This window comes from Desulfosporosinus sp. FKB, from assembly GCF_002196705.1.
Taxonomy (GTDB): domain Bacteria; phylum Bacillota; class Desulfitobacteriia; order Desulfitobacteriales; family Desulfitobacteriaceae; genus Desulfosporosinus.
Window position 1 is genome coordinate 50,617 of sequence record NZ_NADJ01000013.1, and the last position, 20,396, is coordinate 71,012.

General features: G+C 39.9%; 21 protein-coding genes and 1 pseudogene. 15 read left to right on the forward strand and 7 right to left on the reverse strand.

Annotated features, from left to right (window positions below):
* Positions 1-99 precede the first annotated feature (99 nt).
* The 11 genes and pseudogenes from B5Y67_RS03565 to B5Y67_RS03610 all read left to right on the forward strand — a co-directional run bounded on the left by B5Y67_RS03565 (position 100) and on the right by B5Y67_RS03610 (position 10,051).
* Positions 100-1,236, forward strand: a complete 1,137-nt coding sequence (locus tag B5Y67_RS03565) for a hypothetical protein (protein ID WP_088225274.1) — start codon at positions 100-102, stop codon at positions 1,234-1,236.
* A 106-nt stretch (positions 1,237-1,342) separates the two neighbouring features.
* A pseudogene (locus tag B5Y67_RS24815) lies at positions 1,343-1,719 on the forward strand (hypothetical protein).
* Positions 1,720-1,839: 120 nt separating this feature from the next.
* On the forward strand, positions 1,840-2,688 hold the full coding sequence (locus tag B5Y67_RS03570) for an amidohydrolase family protein (RefSeq protein WP_088225177.1): 849 nt from the start codon (positions 1,840-1,842) through the stop codon (positions 2,686-2,688).
* A gap of 325 nt (positions 2,689-3,013) precedes the next feature.
* The gene (locus B5Y67_RS03575; protein ID WP_242975815.1) at positions 3,014-3,571 is read left to right on the forward strand and encodes a TetR/AcrR family transcriptional regulator; all 558 of its coding nucleotides are present in this window, start codon (positions 3,014-3,016) and stop codon (positions 3,569-3,571) included.
* A gap of 178 nt (positions 3,572-3,749) precedes the next feature.
* Positions 3,750-4,181, forward strand: coding sequence for a C-GCAxxG-C-C family protein (locus B5Y67_RS03580; protein WP_088225179.1), 432 nt, complete (start codon positions 3,750-3,752; stop codon positions 4,179-4,181).
* A gap of 926 nt (positions 4,182-5,107) precedes the next feature.
* Positions 5,108-5,596, forward strand: coding sequence for a hypothetical protein (locus tag B5Y67_RS03585; protein WP_088225180.1), 489 nt, complete (start codon positions 5,108-5,110; stop codon positions 5,594-5,596).
* Between the two features lie 388 nt (positions 5,597-5,984).
* Positions 5,985-7,403 (forward strand): MFS transporter, encoded by a 1,419-nt coding sequence (locus B5Y67_RS03590; protein ID WP_242975816.1) that lies wholly within the window; start codon positions 5,985-5,987, stop codon positions 7,401-7,403.
* A gap of 4 nt (positions 7,404-7,407) precedes the next feature.
* A complete protein-coding gene (locus B5Y67_RS03595; protein ID WP_088225181.1) occupies positions 7,408-7,914 on the forward strand; it encodes a putative zinc-binding protein in 507 nt (168 codons plus the stop codon).
* Positions 7,915-8,121: 207 nt separating this feature from the next.
* Positions 8,122-8,388 carry a DUF3343 domain-containing protein gene (locus B5Y67_RS03600; RefSeq protein WP_088225182.1) on the forward strand — a complete coding sequence of 89 codons (267 nt, stop codon included), beginning with the start codon at positions 8,122-8,124 and terminating at the stop codon, positions 8,386-8,388.
* An 18-nt stretch (positions 8,389-8,406) separates the two neighbouring features.
* On the forward strand, positions 8,407-9,558 hold the full coding sequence (locus B5Y67_RS03605; protein WP_088225183.1) for an aminotransferase class V-fold PLP-dependent enzyme: 1,152 nt from the start codon (positions 8,407-8,409) through the stop codon (positions 9,556-9,558).
* A 103-nt stretch (positions 9,559-9,661) separates the two neighbouring features.
* A complete protein-coding gene (locus B5Y67_RS03610; protein ID WP_242975817.1) occupies positions 9,662-10,051 on the forward strand; it encodes a metalloregulator ArsR/SmtB family transcription factor in 390 nt (129 codons plus the stop codon).
* A gap of 129 nt (positions 10,052-10,180) precedes the next feature.
* On the opposite strand, the gene B5Y67_RS03615 is transcribed toward B5Y67_RS03610, so the two are convergent.
* The 7 genes from B5Y67_RS03615 to B5Y67_RS03645 form a co-directional block, all read right to left on the reverse strand.
* Positions 10,181-10,735: a permease gene (locus tag B5Y67_RS03615; protein WP_088225185.1), complete on the reverse strand. Its 555-nt coding sequence runs from the start codon at positions 10,733-10,735 to the stop codon at positions 10,181-10,183.
* Positions 10,732-11,217, reverse strand: coding sequence for a permease (locus B5Y67_RS03620; protein ID WP_088225186.1), 486 nt, complete (start codon positions 11,215-11,217; stop codon positions 10,732-10,734). Before B5Y67_RS03620 ends, B5Y67_RS03615 begins: the two co-directional genes overlap by 4 nt.
* Before the next feature lie 91 nt (positions 11,218-11,308).
* Entirely contained in the window at positions 11,309-11,665 is a 357-nt protein-coding gene (locus B5Y67_RS03625; RefSeq protein WP_088225187.1) for a carboxymuconolactone decarboxylase family protein, read from the reverse strand.
* Positions 11,666-11,709: 44 nt separating this feature from the next.
* A complete protein-coding gene (locus B5Y67_RS03630) occupies positions 11,710-12,885 on the reverse strand; it encodes an MFS transporter (RefSeq protein WP_088225188.1) in 1,176 nt (391 codons plus the stop codon).
* A gap of 78 nt (positions 12,886-12,963) precedes the next feature.
* Positions 12,964-13,935 (reverse strand): permease, encoded by a 972-nt coding sequence (locus B5Y67_RS03635; protein WP_088225189.1) that lies wholly within the window; start codon positions 13,933-13,935, stop codon positions 12,964-12,966.
* Positions 13,936-14,194: 259 nt separating this feature from the next.
* Complete coding sequence (locus B5Y67_RS03640; protein ID WP_088225190.1) at positions 14,195-14,434, reverse strand: thioredoxin family protein; 240 nt, start codon at positions 14,432-14,434, stop codon at positions 14,195-14,197.
* 13 nt (positions 14,435-14,447) lie between these two features.
* Positions 14,448-14,753: a metalloregulator ArsR/SmtB family transcription factor gene (locus B5Y67_RS03645; protein ID WP_088225191.1), complete on the reverse strand. Its 306-nt coding sequence runs from the start codon at positions 14,751-14,753 to the stop codon at positions 14,448-14,450.
* A 404-nt stretch (positions 14,754-15,157) separates the two neighbouring features.
* Between B5Y67_RS03645 and tatA the strand changes: the two genes are divergently transcribed.
* The 4 genes from tatA (at position 15,158) to B5Y67_RS03665 (ending at position 20,307) form a co-directional block, all read left to right on the forward strand.
* Positions 15,158-15,409 (forward strand): twin-arginine translocase TatA/TatE family subunit, encoded by a 252-nt coding sequence (tatA, locus tag B5Y67_RS03650; protein ID WP_088225192.1) that lies wholly within the window; start codon positions 15,158-15,160, stop codon positions 15,407-15,409.
* A gap of 323 nt (positions 15,410-15,732) precedes the next feature.
* On the forward strand, positions 15,733-16,329 hold the full coding sequence (locus tag B5Y67_RS03655) for a 4Fe-4S dicluster domain-containing protein (protein ID WP_088225193.1): 597 nt from the start codon (positions 15,733-15,735) through the stop codon (positions 16,327-16,329).
* Positions 16,329-17,495 (forward strand): NrfD/PsrC family molybdoenzyme membrane anchor subunit, encoded by a 1,167-nt coding sequence (gene nrfD, locus B5Y67_RS03660; RefSeq protein WP_088225194.1) that lies wholly within the window; start codon positions 16,329-16,331, stop codon positions 17,493-17,495. Before B5Y67_RS03655 ends, nrfD begins: the two co-directional genes overlap by 1 nt.
* Before the next feature lies 1 nt (position 17,496).
* Positions 17,497-20,307, forward strand: coding sequence for a molybdopterin-dependent oxidoreductase (locus B5Y67_RS03665; protein ID WP_088225195.1), 2,811 nt, complete (start codon positions 17,497-17,499; stop codon positions 20,305-20,307).
* The last annotated feature ends 89 nt before the right edge of the window (positions 20,308-20,396 follow it).

Here is a 20,396-nt window from a genome sequence, read left to right on the forward strand (position 1 = left end):
TTCTTAAAGTGTAGGTAGGGGAGGTTCACTAACTATGATAGAATGTATTTAACACTAGGAGATGATGCTCAGATTTAAGTCGAAAGCAAGGTGTTAAATATGGCAACGATAATTTACTCTGAAAAATATTCGGACTGTGAAGGAAACCAAGTAACCCCAGAAGGATTAAAGGAAATTTTCAGAGAAGCGATCGCAATTAATAAAATCCTATCTTCAAATAAAAAAAGGATAGCCTATTTTTTTATTGATCCCCTCCTAAATAGTTTTGAAGCTGCTAATGACTTCTATTTTAATATCATGGGGTGTCATTCAATCGACAAAATACATACTTATAAAAGCGGCGCGAGCCCCGTGCAGGCACTCTATGATGCTAAAGAACTGATTAATGAGAATCTGTATGATGCAATTTTTATTTTTGGATATGACCCTTTGTTAACAAATAAACAGCTATATGGAAAAGACATCGTAAAACAAGCCATGGACATTTTCAAAAGTAAAAGTATTATTGAGTGCTACAATTTAGCGGCTCACAAAATGTGTGAAGAACTGGGCATCTCAAAGGAATATTTCTTAGAGCTATCCGACCAATTATATAGAAATTATCGAAAAACGTATGCCCAAAAAATAGGCCGGGAAGTTTCTTATGACAGAGGCAGATTTCTTGACGATCTAAAGGGAGATTTGTTTAGAATAACAGATTGCGCAAACCCCAATGTTGATTTTGCCGGGGGCGTTATTCTTGTAAATGACAGAACTGCTAATCTATTAAATATCCCATCTGGAAGAGTCAAAGTTTCAGGGGCTAAATACAGAATGGTTAAAGGTATACCTGAAGGCATTGGTCAACTTGTTGGGCAAAAAGGTAACCTCTTTGCCCATTTAAAAAGCTCCTTTTTAGAAGCTCAAAGACAAGCGAAAATTGACGTTCTTAAAGAATTCAAACGTGGGAATTTGTACTTAGAATTGTATACATGTTATCCCCCGATTCCTTTGGCATTTTTATTAACCACAAACATGGTGGAGAACCCCTGGGAATTACCGGAGTTTTTATCAAATCATGAAATTACAATTACCGGCGGAATGAACTTCGCGAGAGCACCCTGGAACAACCCAGCCTTAAATGCTTTGATTGAAATGTGTGCTGCCATGAAAAAGGGAGATATTAAATATGGTTTAATTCACGGCAATGGCGGAATTGGTGAAGTCCAAGGCGTAGCTATTTTAGAAAGGATATAGATGAAAACAGGGGACAGGTTCGCCGTTCAGAAATGAACAGTGTACCTGTCCCCTTATTTCCTTTACCAATGAGAGCCGAGAGAATGCTATCACATTAAAAAATGCAATTAGGAGAACCATTAATCGTTTGTTAGAAGAAGTTACCTTTGATAAGGGAGTTAGTACCAAAGAAGTTATGAAAATGACAATTGTCAGTAATACGACGATGTACCATCTATTTACGGGTTTGAAGTATCACATTTTGCGATTTCTCCATTTGTATCTACCTGCAATCTTCCATTAGAATTTTCGACTCATGAATTGAACTTGGACATTAATAACGAAGCCAAGGTATACATCTTTCCGAATATCGGGAGGTTTGTAGGTGAAGATACTATAGGAGCAATTAATAGGAGCGAAGAAGATGTTCGAACTTGGGAGAAATGCTCATCTGTCAGGAAGTTAATAAATATTTACAAAATCATAAGGCTAATATCCCTGTGAAAACGGCCTTCGCTAATGCATTAGCGAAATTTAGACAGGAACAATAACAAAATGAAGATATGATATAATGAAATAAACATATTTGAAATTGAAAGGATAACAAATACGGGGGATGTTATTTTGAAAATCATTGATGCGCATTTGCATTTTTCCTGTCGCTCTGGATTTTATGAAACGGCCAAACATATATCACAAGTGGAATTTAGTGCTCAAGGGCTAAGACAAGAGTTTGAACAAGCCGGTGTTGTTGCTGGAATCATCATGTCAACGCCCAGCCGAGAACCCAACCAACCTTCGGGGAGTCCGGAAGAATTTGTTTTGGAAGATGGGACTGTAGAAAGATTACTTTCTTGTGTAGGGGTCAATCCTGAAAGGCTGAAGGAAGATCACAAAGAACTTGATTATATTGAAGGAGAACTTAAAAAAAGGGTGGTGACAGGGATTAAACTCTATCCCGGTTATTTTCCATATTACGTGTATGACTCGATTTATGATCCCATCTATGAGCTTGCTCGCAAATATCAAGTTCCCGTGGCGATTCATTGTGGGGATACACAATCCCCAAAAGGGCTTTTAAAATATTCCCATCCGTTAACAATTGATGAGTTAGCTGTAAAACAAGAGGACGTTACGTTTGTGATCTGTCATATGGGCGTCCCGTGGATGATTGATGCAGCAGAGGTCACCGCCAAGAACCAAAATGTTTACGCCGACTTATCCGGACTCATTGCAGGGAATAAAGAGCACGTGATGAAAACCAAAGCTAAAAGACTTTACGTTGAGTATATTCAACAAGCCTTAGTCATATCGAATTGCTATAATAAAGTTCTTTTTGGATCGGATTGGCCACTTGTACCGATTAAACCTTATGTAGAATTTATCAAGCATGTTATACCGGAGGAGTACCACGAAGCTGTATTTTATCGAAATGTGCTTACGGTTTATCCTAAACTAAGTGAAATTTTGTAAGAGAAGTATTAGCAAAATATAGTAATTGTAAACACCGATAGCCTGAAAAATCACTGATGCGGATAAGTTTGCTTATAAATCCGAATCGAGCTTTTCAGGCTGTTATTAGTTATTACCCCCTACAGTAAAATATACACTACTTTACATAATAACTAAAATACGATGTTGAAAAATCAACGGAAAGGGTGGAAATCCCCAATATATAAGGGATTAGAGGGTTAGGATTATTGAAAATTTATAATGGTAGCAGTAAAATGAATGTATTCATAAATGAATGTGGAGGTAAACCGTTGTTAATATGAATACTCGACGTGAGCGAAAAAAAATGCAGGCAAAAAAATCAATATCAGAAAACGCTTTGAGACTCTTTCTGACAAAAGGTTTTATGGATACCACAGTTGCGGAAATAATGGAAGAGGCTGACCTAGGGACCGGTACCTTTTATAACTACTATGATTCAAAGGAAGATGTACTTAAATACTGTCTCGGAGAAAAAATAAATGAAGTCCGGCATTTTGTTGAAGAGATACAAAAATCCCCCCTGGAGCCGTCTCAAAAATTGTCGGAAATCCTTTTAACCGCTGGTAAAAATTTCGAAGAGAACAGTCAGCTTATAAATCTGTTTATGCAGTTTCGTCGCCAGGCCTCGCGCACCCAACGGGAGTCCCCCCACGGCCCTGTTTTTAAAGAGATACTGGCTGACATTGTGTGTGAGGGGCAGGAAAAAGGCGTATTCCGTAAGGATATCGCTGTGGGAATAATTATCGAAATGTTCATGGGCCTGATACAATCCACCATGAACAGCAACCTGGATATTCCATTTATGGATAACCTGAAACAAAAGCTATATTTATTCCTGGAAGGTCTTGGAGTAGAACAATAACCCTTATACATTATTGGAAGGAATAAAAGAGTTTTAAAATGAACATATTCAATTATGAATATGTTCATTTTTATTGACTTCGAACAGATTGCGGGTTAAGATAAAGTGAACGCGTTCATATATGTATAAATTCATAAAAATATCTCAATAAATGCTAAAATTGTGGGAGGAATGTAATGTGAAGGTTTCCGATAAAGCGGTAGATATGATGAAGAACGGCTTTTTATGTAGTCAGGCGGTTTTTTCCACCCTAGGGGAACAGCTTGGAATGGACCGCAGCCAGGCCATTAAATTGGCCACCGGATTTGGGGCTGGGATTTCTGGCACAGGTGAAATATGCGGCGCGGTAAGCGGAGGAATCATGGCTATGGGATTAAAGCATGGCAACGATGAAAACACCGTCTTCGATATGGGAAATAGGACTTTTCCCTTAGCCCAGGAACTAATAGAAAAAATTAAGGTAAAACATGGCTGTTCCACGTGCAAGGGCCTAACTGGAATTGACTTTACTCCAGAAGGATCTAAGTTATTTAAGGAACAGAATATAGCAGAGAAAATCTGCTTTAATGTTATAAGAGATGTTATAGATACTGTGGAGGAGCTGTGGTAAGACGGTTATTACGGTACTGAAGCAGCTATTGCACCAACCAAAAGTCTTGTAAATGCGAGAATAAAAGCTCTCGTGCAAATGGAACCAGAATTGATTCCATTTGCACGGCTAATGGCTCGAACGTGATTAATCGCTCTGTGTCATGGTAAGAGCTACCTGCAAAAATTCCAACTCAGGGAGGCATTGTAGTATCATGGCTTTTCATCTTGGAATGGGCTATAAACCTTTGTGTTGCCTAGATACAAATAATTAATTGATTTTATAGCAGAAAACGCAGTGTGAAAATTGTGGTAAAAATTGTAATTCGTTTTAAACGGATTGCAAGACTATATAGAGGATGCGTATAGAAAAACTGCCAAAATTTTTAATAAGAGTAGTAGAAAATTAATTTGATATTGTTCAGAAGCATAACAAACAGCCCAACAATGGTTTGAAACTTATCGCAACATAGATTAATAGATTATATGTATAAAATCGAAAGGATCTTTAATAAAGAATACAAAAACGTTGTAATAGTAGATAAATTGCGATACAAAGGTAAAGATAAATATAATTCTTATCTAAAACATAAAACTCTTCATTAAAATGATATTTAACGATAGTTGATAGTGCGTGTGGTCGGGCAATTTTTCATCGTAAGTGCTTAATAAGTATAATTGGTCAAGCAAGAAATCAGATTATTTTAGGACAAAATAAATCATATTTAAAAGGAAAAGAGGTTCCAATTAAAGTTCAAACCCTTTAATTGGAACCTCTTTACATCATGGATATAGTTAAGCCACTGGAACTGTTCTGAAGTTTATATATAAAAAAGTCGTTTCATTCTTATCCCATCAGACGTTGGCCTAAGATCTATATATTTGATTTTCAAAGTCTACAAATTATTGCACGTGGCAATTCTATAAGCATAAGGGGGAACTTTGATAATGACGGTCACAATTGCTTATAGAATAAAGCAAGACATTGTCCTAAGCCATACTTTCGAGGATGCAGGGGAGTTGGCTTCTTTTGAAGAATTGTTCAGCTATCTTCGTAAAAACCCATGGTTATGGAGTCGCCTGTTTCTGTGTGATGATGGGCTTGTTTCCACGCTCCATGGTGGAACGCTTCAGTATGCTGGAAATATCAAGAAGCATCCCGTGCCGTTATGGTTAGCAGCTAAAGACTTTCGCGGCACGATCGACTTCTATTATAGTCAATTTGAATGGTCATTTCAGATTCAGTTTCAGCCGCATGGGTTTCTTAAAGATTTTGTAATTAACAGGATCGAAAAGTGCTTTGTGGTTCCGGGTTTTACTCGTCAGATTTTAAAGCTGCAATCAGGCATGTCTGACGCACATCAAAAATATGCAAAGGAATCATTAAAACAAGTCAGAAAAAGGATAGAATGTTCTGTAAAACTATCCGCAAGATAGTAATCAATTAATTTGTGATGAGATACAAGTAGTTGATTGTTTCCAGGATATCAAGATGTACATTTTGGCCTTATATTTTAAGGCCTGCAAGATTGAGATAACATAGAGTATGAACAAGTCAAATAAAGTGAGGATTAGAAAATTGACATCTTTTTATAGTCTTAAAATTTACTTTGTGTAATTTTTACAGGCCACAAGTTTGGATGCTAGGGATGTAAGCTACAGGGCAAGTTTGATGGAGGTTATGGAGTGAATTAAGGAAACAGTCCTGTTATGAATCTAAAATATGAGTAGCTGAAAAAAAGTGAAAGGACATATTGACACCCCATGCTTAAGGGGGTATATTTACATCAATACATTTACATATTTGAATATATTGTTGGGAGTTATGAACGAGAAAGATGGTGGCCTTATGAGTATACAAGCTAAAGCACAGTCAAAATTTATTTTGTATACCATTATGATCGGTGCTTTTATGTCTATGTTTGACAGTGGCGTGGTCAATGTAGGCTTGCCTGTCATGGCCAAGCAGTTCGGTGTTGATATGAATTCCGTGCAATGGGTTACGTCAATTTATCTTCTTGTCATGTCTGCGCTATTGCCCATATTAGGGACATTAGCTGATCATTTTGGCAGAAGAAAGATTTATAACCTTGGTTTTTTTGTGATTTCAATATTTACTTTGTTTTGTAGCTTTTCGATGAATCTGCCAATGCTGATAATCATGAGAGCTTTGCAGGCAGTGGGTGGAGCAATGGTTATGGCTAACGGAATGGCTATTGTTACAGAAAATTATCCTCCAACCGAAAGAGGTAAGAACATTGGAGTTTTAGCAATGACAATGGCTATTGGCAGTATTGCTGGACCTCCGTTAGGGGGATTAGCTATAGGTTTGTGGGGATGGCAGACAGTATTTTTTCTGACCTTTATTGTATCAATTTTGGGTTTTGCAGCATCCTACTTTTCCATACCACGGAATAAAAAGACCAAGAATAAACATTTCGAATTTGACGCTTTAGGCTCAGTATTGCTTGTGATCGCAATTATTACATTTATATACGGTTTTTCAAATATTAATACTATGGGATTGAGTAATCCGTTGATCTATGGAAGCGTTTCGGCATTTTTGATTTCTAGCATATCCTTCATCTTATATGAAAGAAAAGTTTCGTATCCGGTGATGGATTTGAGCCTATTTAACAATTGGATCTTTACATCATCTGTCATATCATCGTTAATCTCATTCATAACTATGTATTCTCCAACGGTACTGATACCTTTTTACTATCAAAGAGTTTTGGGTTTCAGTACTGAAAAATCCGGTCTGTATATGATGGCTTTTCCCATCGCTATGGCTGTCATATCGCCCTTAAGTGGAGCGCTTTCTGATAAAATCGGAGCAACGATACTGACATCGTCAGGGCTTTTAATAAATGGCGTTGCTTTGATTTTATTGGCGAATTCCACTTTGCAAACGCCGGTATATCTGATTCTCATTTATCTTGCTTTGATGGGGCTCTCTTTGGGACTGTTTCAATCACCAAACAATAGCTGCATTATGGGGAACGTACCAAAGAACAAGCTTGGAGCAGCCAATGGCATTACTCAGCTTGTAAAAAATCTTGGAATGGTTATAGGTATAGCGTTTTCGGTTACTTTATTTTCAGCTTTTTTGGATAACACCGCGAATAATTATGGCACAAATTTTCTGGAAAGCACCCAGAAAGTTTATTACATTGCGGCAGTAATGAGCTTTATAGGTGCTCTAATCTCAGGCATTAGAAACAAAAATCAGAAGGAGGAATAAACAAATGGACGAAAAAATAATTTTGGTAAGCACAGAAACAATCGAGGGGCAAAAAACGAATGAGGTTAAAAAGGAAAAAGAAAATTGGTATCTTCCATATATGGATAAGAAGACAAAGGGTATAGAAGTCGAGGAAAGGAAAAGCCCGGTTGCTGTATTCTATTGTGCAGGTGCTTCTAATGTGGGTCAGTCTACAATGCTTTCTTCAGTGAAGGCTGCAAATGAGGTTGGTTATGATAAGGCGGCACTTCTCTGTCTCGCCAGTATCTCCGCCGGTCTTGCCAATATTACTAATGGGGCAAAAAATGCTAAAGGAATTGTTGCCATCGATGGTTGTCCAATGAGTTGTGCTAAGAAGACTCTAGAGAAGGCCGGTTTTACCCCGGATGAACATCTAATCGTTTCCAAGGACTTAGGTATTTCAAAAAACTTTGACCTAAATTCATCGACCGACTTAGGGAAGATAAAAGATGCTGTAGTAGAAAAAATAAATAAAATATATGAAAAATAATTTCTAACGTCACTTTCCTTACCAGAGAGGTGGAGAATTATAAAGGAAATTCTTAAACCTTTACTAATTGCTATCTTTGTAAAGTCATCGCTTTGCCAAATATGCTTACCGGGTATTTCTTTAATTTAATCAGTTTAGGACTTCGGGGTTTTGCTAGATATGATGCAAAACCCTTTTTAATGATCGATGGGGGGACTTTAACTTTAGATGCTTTATGGTGAACTTAAGCAGTACAGAGCTCTAATCACGTTCGATTCATTAACTCAAGCGATGGCGGCTGAGAAAGTCTTTAAGAAGCTTGACTGCCCCTATGCTTTAATTCCAACTCCTAGAACCTTACGGTCTGGGTGTAATAATGCTTTGTGTTTTCCACACGAGCGGAAAGAAATCATCGATGATTTAATTGATGAAATGGTAGTGTTTACTGGAGTCTATGAAGCGAACAATGACGGATTTGCTCCGTTAAAGTGGTAGCTTTCGGAGGGTGTAATCATGATTTATTTAGATAACGCCGCAACTTCTTGGCCCAAGCCTCAAGGTGTTGTCGAGGAAATGCGGCGAGTGATGACAAATCTTGCTGGCAATCCCGGTCGTGGCAGCAACCGTGCTGCAGTTGGGACTGCTCATTTAGTCTATATTGTTCGTGAACAGATTGCCGGATTTTTTAATTCTGGCGCCCCTCAAAGAGTTATTTTTACTAACAACACGACTCATGCGATCAATCAGGCGTTGTTTGGGATTTTACAACCAGGAGATCATGTCATCACCACATCATTAGAGCATAATGCTGTCGTCAGGCCACTCAAAGCGCTCACTGAACTCGGTGTTTCAGTAACAGAGATACCGGTTGTACCAGGTGAGAAATTTCCCTTTGCTGAATTTAAGGCATCCTTTCAGAAAAGCACTAAATTGGTGGTCACGTTACAGGCATCCAATGTTAGTGGTAATCTCTTGCCAATACATAAAATCGGAGAATTGGCCAGAGAAAAGGGAGTTCTTTATCTAGTTGATGCCGCCCAAACGGCAGGGATATATCCTATTGACGTTAAAAAGATGGCTATTGACCTGTTAGCGTTTCCAGGTCATAAGGGATTACTTGGGCCCCAAGGAACAGGTGGCTTAATTATCGGACCCAATATAACATTGTGCCCGCTTATATACGGTGGTACCGGAAGTTTATCGGAATCCGATCGACAACCTGATTTCCTTCCAGATGCTCTTGAAAGTGGGACCTTAAATGTAGTCGGTATTTCAGGTTTAGGGATGGGCTTAAAATATATCCGCAAGTATGGTATTGATAATATCAGAATGCGAGAACAAGAGAAGTGTCAACAACTAATTGACGGACTACAAACAGTACCTGAAGTTAGGATATATGGCGGAACAAATGCTTCCGAAAAAGCACCGATAGTAGCTTTTAATATTGGTGGTCATGATTCCATGATAATTAGTTACCTTTTAGACAAGGAATTCGGAGTTATCTCCAGAGCTGGATTACATTGCGCGCCCCGAGCTCATACTGTACTTGGAACAATCGATCAAGGATTAGTTCGTCTTAGTCCCTCGCACTTTACGACAGAGATAGAAATAGAACAAGCTATTGAAGCTGTACGTAACGTGGCGAAAGAGCTTGTTGATAGGTAACAGATGAATTATTTACCCTAAAATCGATAGAATACGTTGTAAATAAAAACTCAAAATACTATAATATGTTGTAATATCTACAAACTTAAATGTATTAATAAAAATGGAGGTATTTATTATTACCATTCAATTAGGAAAAATTGCTGAGTTTTATAAGGCTTTGGGCGACGAAATCAGATTGAGGATCATTGATATGCTCTCCGAACAGGAAATGTGTGTCTGTGAAATTATAGAGCGACTAGGTCTTTCCCAACCGGCAGTATCGCATCATTTAAAGATTCTTAAACACGCTGGGATTTTACGCGACACAAAGGAAGGGAAATGGATCTATTATTCCCTCAACACAGACGTCTTTAGTATAGTATTTCCAGGAGAAGAAGAGACTTTTTTGGCAAGTTATGCCCAATCTCTCAAGTCTAAACTCAAACAAACGATGCCCTCACGGATTAGGAAGGACCCGGCTTTATGTGAGCGATTAACCAATAAGAAGTGATGAAGCAGTAGGGATAAATATGCTGCGGGAAAAGAATACATGGAAGCCTGGTTAATTATATTAAGATGATTTAGTTATAACAAGGGACCTCTGATCAATGATTCAGAGGTCTCTATTTTTCTGTGGGGACTATAGAGATTCGGCACGTTGTTGAATATGCTTAATTTCTTGTCGGGAGAGAAAAGTTGACAAGATATATGCCATAATTATGATTCCAGGTATATCAATTAGTAGGCGAGTGATGGCAAATTTTGCTCCAAGTGAAGACATTTCAAATAGAAACATGGGAATCTTTGTTGTGGACCAGGCACCGATAAAGATCAGGATATTACTGAACTTAACTCCTTTTTTCATAAATACGGCTGCTATGGGGAATGCCCCATATAATGGACCTGCTGCAGCTGAACCTATGACGAAGGAAATGACGATCCCTTTAAGCCCCGATCCTTCGCCCATGTATTTTACCATGGTCTCTCTTGGAACCCAAACGTCTAAAAGTCCTAGTAAGATAAAGATCGGAGGAATAAAAGAAGCCATCTCTTCTATACTGTAACCGGATACCATTAGGGCTTTTATGCCAAGATCCCGGTTAAAGATCGTTAATAAGAGTGTTACAAGAATAGTTAAAAGAAATAAGCGATATCGTTTAACCAATTTTAGCAATGGGCTTTGTTTTTGATTCATAGTCCTATCATCACCTTACCAATAATGAACGCCACAAAAAAGGAAAAGAGAAAGGCGAGAGTATTACGCAGTATGGTCAGTTTTTTACCGAAATATTTAATTTCGACAGGCATTGTTATGATGCCAACCATCATAAGGGTGGAAACAAAGGCACCTATCTGCATATAACCAGCACCCTCGTGAAGCATTAAGGCTGCAGTCGGAAAGGCAACGAAACCAGGAATCAACGTGATAGCTCCGACTAATGCAGAAATGATAACCCCAAACCATCCTGACTCCTTGCCAATGACTTTGGAAATAACTTCTGGATTCAGTACGGCCAGTAAGATACCCACCAGCATTAAAACTCCCAAAAATTCCGGAAGAATATTCTCAAAGGATTTCCAGGCTTTTTTAAGAGCAGTCTTTGTCTTCTTTGGATCTTTTAAATAAGAAATAACTAGGAATGCACCAGCGACTAAATAAAGAAAATAGGTAAACATCTCGACTCACTGTCCTTTTTTGGCATGGCTTAAAGGGGACATCCCCCCAAAGCCATGCCAAGAAGTTTGCTGTTTAAGATCATAAATGAATTTATTCCTTATTATTAGCGAGCCACTCTAAGGCAGGAGCAGCACTGGAGATTGCCGTCGCTCCTTTAGCAAATTTGGCTAAAGCAAAGACTTCCATAATTTCTTCAACCGTCGCTCCAAGTTTTTTGGCCAGTTTGGTATTATTCAAAATGCAAGCCTGAGAGTCGAGTGCGATACCGGCGGACAATATTAGCAGTGCCTTATATTTCTGAGGTATTGTTGGCATTTCCATGACAAACTTTTTATCAATTACGTGATTAATTACAAGACTTTCATCGAGTTCACTTAAACGTTGCATTGGTTTTGGTATTTCTCCGTTTTCTTTTTTTAGATTATCTAGCACTGTTTGTAAATCCATTTGTAACTCCTCCTTTGTATGCGTGTTACTAGTTTGGGTTGTTTTTAAGCCTCATTAATTCCAACGACACGTCCGCGAATCAGAATATAGCTCAAGCAAAGCGTTGCGACTAATGCAACTCCGTAAATAATGAACAACTGTAGCAATCCATAGGCTGCAATAAGTCTGCTTCCAATCGCAGTGCCAACACCACCGCCACCCATAAAACAGAAGGCAACTAGGGACATAGCTGCTCCACGGGCCTTTTGGGCAAACTCTGTGGCTCTTGTAAGAAGCGTTGAATGCGTAAAAATAAAACCAAGCCCCAACATGGCAACTCCTAAAATCAATAGGATTAAGTTCGCCCCCAGATAATAGATGATCATGTCAGCCAGAGAAGCACATAACAGGCCTAACGTTAATACTGTTCTAGCTCCCACTTTTGCTGAGAGTTTGCCACTCAAACGTCCGCCTATAACCGTCATGATCCCAAAACCGGTCATGATAAGGCCAATATAAAAGAAATTATAGTGGTAAGTTTGCGCAATAAATGAGCCGATATAGGAAAAGCTGCCCACAATGAAAATGCCTTCCAGCAAAACCAAAATATAGGTCAGAAGACTCTTGGAAGTCGCTAGGAGTTTTTTGTAGGGTGCCAGTATTTTACTGTCAGGGTGTTTTTCCGAGGGTAGACTTTTGTAGTTTATTAGAAGTAAGATCGTTGGAATCAAAGAAAAAACAGAATAGGCGGCGAAAACCCCTCGCCAGTTTAGGAAAAAAGCGATGGTTCCGCCAATAACCATACTCAAACCTTGACCTAGAAAAGAAATGCCCATAAAGTTGCCAATGGCCCCCTGGCGTTCTTGAAGAGGAAAGACATCAGCAATTAAGGCTAGGGAAATTGGCATTACGGATGCAGCAAAAATTCCTGTTAAGGCCCTAAAAATAGCGAGACTAGTCAAAGTGCTGCCGAAAGCACAAAGCCCCGTGACAACAGTGAAAGCAATCATAGAAAAGGTAATTATTTGTTTCTTGCCATATCGATCGGCTAAAGGTCCAAAAATAACCTGAAAGATGCCAAAAGGTATCATGTAAGCACTGATTAATAAGCCAGCCTTTGCTATATCAATGTTCAAGTTTTGGGATATGGCAGGTAATATAGGAGAGACAACCCAGTTATCGGCCATAACAATGAATCCCGCCAGACCGAGCAACGCAATAAGATTTTTTTTCACGTCCATACACCTCGTTTCACTAATCTTAGGGGGGAGAGAATAAACTTAGTCCCAAAACAACGGATGAGTTTAAGAGTAAATGGCTTATGAAATGATGAAGTTAAACATATAACCCGTAAAAATAATTCCGCAGCCGACAATCGTTACAAAAATTGCAAGCAGTTTTGGCTTTAAAACCTTACGCAGTAAGATCATTTCCGGAATACTTAAGGCAGTGACCGCCATCATGAAAGCGAGCGCAGTGCCCATAGCGACACCTGCTCTGGTTAACTCACTGACCAGAGGAATGACTCCTGCAGCATTCGAATATAACGGGATGCCAAAGAGAACTGCGACCAACACAGCAAAAGGATTGTTTTTCCCAGCGTATTTGGCGAGTGCATCTTTAGGGATCCATCCGTGCATAAATCCCCCAATCGCAATACCTATCACAACATAGATCCATATTTTCTTAATGAGGTCCAAGGTGAAAACCCAAGCATCACGAAGTCGCTCGCTTAACGTGGGAATCGGTATTTCGAGTCCATCATCATTAAGCTCAATTTCATAGACATAGCCCTCGACATACTTTTCCAACCCAAGCTTGCCTAAGATGAGACCACTAATGATGGCGATGATTTCTCCAGAAGCAATATAAATGAGGGCGATTTTTAGACCGAAAAGACTGTATAAGAGTCCAAGGGCTACTTCATTAACCATTGGGGCAGCTACTAAATACGAGAATGTTACCCCTAAGGGAATACCGGCTTCAACAAAGCCTATAAACAAGGGTACCGCTGAACAAGAACAAAATGGAGTGACGATTCCCAGCAGCGCTGCGAGGATGTGAGCAAGAAAGGTATGCCCTTTTTTATTGGCAAGAATTTTTCGGGTTTTTTCAGGCGGAAAGAAACTGCGAATAAAGGTAATTGCATAGATGATTAAGAAAAGCAGAATAAAGATCTTGATGGTGTCGTAGATAAAAAAGTTGAGCGCACTTCCAAGTTTTGAATCTTTGGCAATATTCAAAACGGAATAGATCAGCCAATCAGCTAAGTTTTGAGTCCAAGTAAACATATAATCACTTCCTGTATTCCTATTTAAGCTGGTTTGTGCCTAGAAAGAGAGGTAGTTAATGGCTATAACCCGATCAGAAGAGACTAGCTCGTTAGAAGTTCACCTCCCCAATAAGTAATTAAGTAAATTCTAATATTATTATAATCACGGAGCTTTTCTTTTTCAAGAGAGGCAGGCCAAAATAACAAAAAAACCGTCATCCTCAGATGGCGGTTTTTTTGTTAAGTATTATAGTTAATGATAGGCAAGGAACCTTTGCTTAATCTTGTGCTTGAATTAACTTCTTGATTTCTGCAGTAGACAATACTTTTCCATAGGACTTTACCTTTTCGTTAATCACAAATCCAGGGGTTCTCATGACGCCATACTTCATGACCTCTTTAATGTCCTCAACTTTTGTTATTGAGGCATCGATTGCCATCTCTGCAATAGCCGCTCTGGCATTAGCCTCTAATTTCTTACAGTTGGCACAACCGCTGCCCAGAATTTTGATCTCCATTTCCAGTTCCTCCTTAAGTAATAGATTCCTGTATGCTCTTAATATGGGCAATAGCAAACTCATCCGTTAGTTTGATAATTGCTTTTACTTTTTCGCTGCTAATACGGTAATGAACATTGAGACCAACTCTCTCGCTTTCGAGTACACCGGCCTCTTTGAGGATCTTTAAATGCTGTGATAAGTTGGATTGGCTAAATTCTACATCCTCAGTGAGTTTACAGACACATTTCGGTTCATCGAGCAAAAATTTAACAATCTTATAACGAATAGGATGGCCTAGCGCCTTTAAAACTTTTGCACTTAATTCTATTTGGTTCATGATGTTCATCCTTTATTGGTGATTGTTTTGTCTAATTAATTATATTATAAAATACTAATATTATCAATTCACATTATCTGCATTATCAAATCAAAACCACGAAGAAAACAAAAAGGTGCCCATGCCTCTTGTTCATATCTAAATTAGTTATTCTATGATGAATGTAAAAATGGTAGAGTTTCACTAGTTTTAGGGATGTTAGCGCCATCATACAAACTATTATGAATTCCTCAATAAAGATTGGTGTAAATCATACAGAAGCTAAATTGTCGTAGCTGTACGGAGTCTTGGGTGTCAGGATTTTTTACGGGCATGAGACGGAAACTTGTGGGGGTTTTTACGTATAGCAAATACTCTTCAATTCGTTTATGCTTAACATATCTCATTTAACGGAGGCGGGATATGTGTTAATATCTTTTGGCATTCTAGCTCCAACAGAATTAATTGTTGTTCTGGTTGTTGCTCTAATTATTTTTGGTCCGGGAAAATTGCCTGAATTAGGGAAATCTTTAGGCCGAGGGATCAACGAGTTTAAGACCGCATCTCAAGAACCTATTAGAATAGTTGAAAGTATTGGAACAGAGAAAGATACAGTAAAAGGTAACGTAAATAATAACATAAATGATATCCCTAAAGATTCCCCAATAGAAGGATAATGAGAAAGATAAACTACTTTCGTATTAATAATAGAGCAAGAGCGTACAAGGTGCGCTCTCTTTATTTTTATAGGGAAAACAGATTACTTTGTAAGGAAAATTACCGACACGGAACTTAAACTATATGAGGGTTTTGAGGTAAATAAATTAGGTGTTTACCCGCTAGTAACTCTTTATAAACAATTTAAAATTTATGGTGATGAAATAGTTCATCTGCCTCCGAGTTCCGGCTATTTTAAGTTGGAACCGATAGGGTGCGGAAATCTGCGCCTGCCCGTATTTGGCGAAGGTGGCAAGCACTTATAAATGAAGGAGATGAGATAATGGGAAAACGCTATGCCATGGTCATAGACCTACGTAAGTGTGTGGGCTGCCATGCCTGCCAAGTGGCTTGTAAGAGCGAAAACAATGTACCTCTGGGCGTCTTCAGGAACTGGGTCGACGAATTAGAGACAGGTAAATTCCCCAATGTATCCCGTCATCGTTTGCCCAGACTATGTAATCACAGTGAAAATCCATCCTGTCTTAATGTTTGCCCAGTCAAAGCAACCTATCAACTTGAGGATGGGACGGTTCTGATTGATTATGATCGTTGTATCGGTTGTAAGTATTGTATTGCGGCCTGTCCGTATGATGCTCGGTTTATCAATCCTGTAAGAAAAACCGCCGAAAAATGCACGTATTGTCACGAAAGGTTAGAGGCCGGGTTACAACCTGCCTGTGTTAATACCTGTATTTCAGGAGCTCGGGTTTTTGGGGACCTAAACGACCCGACGAGCGAAGTCTTTAAACTCCTAGCCACTCAACCCGTTAATGTTAGTAAACCAGAAACGAATAATCGTCCACAGACGTATTATATCGGTGCTGATCAGAAAGCCCTTCGTCCAAATCTCCTAGACATCGTAGGAGGTGAGAAGTAATGACGACGGTTCATTTATTTGATACGAATCATCAAATTTACTGGGGGTTGCTCATCGCTGTATACTTCTACTACACCGGTATGAGCGCAGGATCCTTTATCTTAACAAGTCTTGGGACTGTCTTTGGGATCGAGAAATATAAAAAGGTTTCTAAAGTCGGGGTATTAATGGCCATCGTCCTTTTGGCGTTTGCACCCTTACACTTGCTGTTTGACCTGGAACAGCCTGGGAGAGCACTCAATCTGTTTTTGCACGTCAATCCAACCTCGGCCATGTCCTGGGGTGTCTACCTTCTTGTTTTATACCCGGTTTGTCTGCTTATCTATGCCTGGTTTATGTTTCGTCAGGACTTCGTCAATAATATGAACGGAACAGGTTTTAAAGCAGGGCTTTATCGTTTCTTACTGTTTGGAAAGACTGACATGTCAACTGCAGCTAAAGAAAATGACACGAAAAAAGCGAAGTTTTTCGGAACTTTGGGTGTCCCATTAGCCTTGGCTGTTCATGGATATACGGGCTTTATTCTGGGTAATGTCCAAGCACGGGCAATATGGCATACACCGTTGATGCCGATCATCTTTTTAATGTCTGCTATGGTTTCTGGTACAGGACTTTTTATCATTGTCCTGATGTTGGTCGAGAAGTTTAAGTTCGGTAAACTCGATGCTGACATTAAATCTCTTATCGCCGACATTGCCAATCTCATGAAATGGTTTATTGTCATCGATGGGGCTCTGATGATTATTTACTTTATTGTACTTTGGTATTCCAGTGAAGCGGGTTATGCCGCTGCCTACTATCTGTTGCACGGAGACGCCTGGAGTTTCTTAGGTTTGGAAAACGGTTTAGGGATGCTGCTTCCACTCTTAATCCTTCTATCCAAGAACGCACGTCAAAGTATACCGGCTGTGGTAGTAGCATCCTTGTTAACGATTATTGGTGTTTTGGCAATGCGTATTAACCTGGTAATCGGCGGACAAGAACTTCCTTTGACTGGCAGCAAAACGCTCGAATATGCTGTTTCAGGGCATGATTTGACTATTGTTATCGGTTTAGCGTTAGCGACAACTGTGGTACTTTCATTCCTTTATGCCGTCTTGCCGATGAATCGTCCGGGTGCTGTCGTTAAATTGACAAGTCAAGCCGTGAAGGAGGTAGCTCAATAATATGAAAACAACTCGCCGAAACTTTATTAAGGCTGCAGCTGCTTTAGGCGCCACGATGGCTATCTCGCCGTTAGCCTTTGGAAATATTACTCAAAAAACCATTCCCAGCTGGTCAGAGGGGTCTCCAGCTGAAGATGTTTTAGATACTGACCCAAGTGTTAGTTTTGTCTATTCAACCTGCTTGGGTTGTCGGAGTGACTGTAGTTTACGCGGTAAAGTCAAAGATGGTGTTGTTATCAAATTAGATGGCAATCCCTATAGTCCGATGACTCTAAATGATCCTATTAAATATTCTACCGATCCAAAAGAAGCCCGTAAAGTTGCAGGAAAGCTCTGTCCGCGCGGGCAGGCAGGATTACAAATCCTCTATGATCCCTTACGGGTTCAGCAGCCGTTAAAGCGGGTTGGTAAACGGGGAGAAAACAAGTGGCAAGCCATTAGTTGGGATCAAGCGTATAAAGAGATTATCGAGGGCGGCAACCTCTTTGGGGAGGGGAATGTCGAGGGCTTGCGCTCAGTGCACGATTTATCAACGCCGATCGATCCAGATGCACCGGAACTTGGACCAAAAGCGAATCAGTTCGTATTTTTAGCGGGTCGGATTGAGAACAGTCGTGCTGAATTAGTCAAACGCTTTGTTAACAATTCCTTTGGGTCGATTAACTGGTTTGAGCACACAACTGTATGTGAACAAAGCCATCATATCGCCACAGCCAATACATTTGCTGGTAAAGGGCATTTAAAGCCGGATTTTGAAAATGCTAAATTGATTATGAACTTTGGTGCCAATTATGGCGAAGCAAACTTCCCAATGAATGGTCTGAGCAGAAAATTAGCAGACTTTCGTATTAAAGGCGGTCGCTTAATCACAGTGGACCCGCGCTTTTCTGTCAGCGCCTCCCACGCCGATGTATGGGTTCCCATTCTGCCGGGAAGTGACGCAGCACTAGCTTTAGGTATGATTCAGTGGATCATGGACAACAAACGTTATGATAAATCCTTTTTAGAGGCCCCTTCTAAAGATGCAGCAGCGCTTAGAGGAGAGTCCAGCTGGTCTGATGCAACGTATCTTGTTCGGACGGATAACGGAAAGTATCTCCGTGGTGATGAAGCCGGTCTGGGTGGTACGAAAGACGACTATGTTGTTTTAGTTGGAGGCACCCCTTCACTTGCCGCTGCCGCGAATACCGCTGACCTAGCAGGAGAGGCTACCGCCAATGGGATTGCCTGCAAGACTGTTTTCCAATTACTCAGTGAGCGTTCCAAAGAAAGAAGTTTAGACGAGTATGCGAAAATATGCGGGATTCCAAAAGAACAAATCGTGAGTGTAGCAGATCAGTTTTCTTCTTATGGAAAGCTGGCGGTTGCCGATTTTTATCGTGGACCGGTACAACATACCAATGGTTTTCAGACCGGACGTACGATTTGTATTCTCAATATGCTGATGGGTAATGTCGATCACCGCGGCGGTTATCAATCGGGCGGCAGTACTCTCAGTTATATGGGCGACAAGAACGGAAAATATCAAGTAGCTAAACTACATCCCGGGTCTGTAAAAATGAAAGGTATTCGAATATCTCGGGAAAAAGCTAATTATGAGGATTCAACGGAATTTAAGAAAAACGGTTACCCGGCAAAAAGACCTTGGTTTCCACTGACGGGGGATGTTTATCAGGAAGTTGTAGGAGGAGTTTTAGATGGTTATCCCTATCCCGCTAAGATTTTATGGCTCCATATGGCAACTCCGGCCTATTCTATTCCGGGTATGAAAGACCGAATAATTAATGCCTTTAAGGATCCTAAAAAGATACCGCTTATCATTTCCACCGATATTGTTATCGGAGATACCACAATGTTCGCCGACTATATACTTCCAGATGTCACCTACCTGGAGCAATGGAATGCCCTGGGAGCCGCCCCAACGATACTTGGTTTGGTAGCGGATGTTCGCCAACCGATGACCCATGTATTCCCACAAGCAAAATCAGTAGAAAATATGTTTATTGATATTGCTAAGAAGATGAATCTTCCGGGCTTTGGGGACAATGGTTTCGGCGCGGGTATGCCACTGAACAAAGAAGAAGATTGGTACCTCAAGTTGGTAGCAAATTTCGCCAGTCAATATGGGAAGATTCCCGGTGCTACCGAGGAAGCACAAGTTAAATATATTCTGGATCGCGGAGGCGTCTTCGATTCCGGAGGAGCCTATGATGGTTCGATGATGAAGAACAAAGTAGCGAGTCTTTGCACGATTTATGCTGAGAAAGTGGCAACCACTAAAGATTCAATGACAGGTAAAAACTTTGATGGAATTCCTCAATATTATCCGGTTAGAGATGCTAAAGATCAAATCGTCAAAGACAATGGTTATGACTTTATCGCTACAACGTATAAGCAAGCGTTCCACTCTCACAGTCGGACAATTTCTGCTCCCTGGTTAACGGAAATCCAACCAGAAAACTTTATTGAGATGAACAATGATGATGGCGCAAAATTAGGATTCAAGGATGGAGATATGATTAAAGTCAGCAGTCTGAGCAATAAAGAAGGGGTTAAGGGAAAAGTTCGCTTACGACCCGGTATTCGTCCTGGCGTTGTTACTGTCTGTGCCAGTTATGGTCATTGGCACTATGGTGCTATTGATTCTGTTATTGATGGGAAGACCGTTGCAGGAGATAAGAGACGAGGCACGGGTGTTAATATCAACTTCGCCCTGCGAGTGGATGACTCAATCGGCAATGTTTGTTTAGAAGATAAAATAGGTGGCAGTTGTTCATTCTACGATTCCCGTGTCAAAGTTGAGAAGGCCTAAATAACCTCTTAAAATCAATAGAATAGTGCAGGAATATCCTGCACTATTCGTTATAATTGTAGAGCATTTCAACAACAACCTGATGCTTT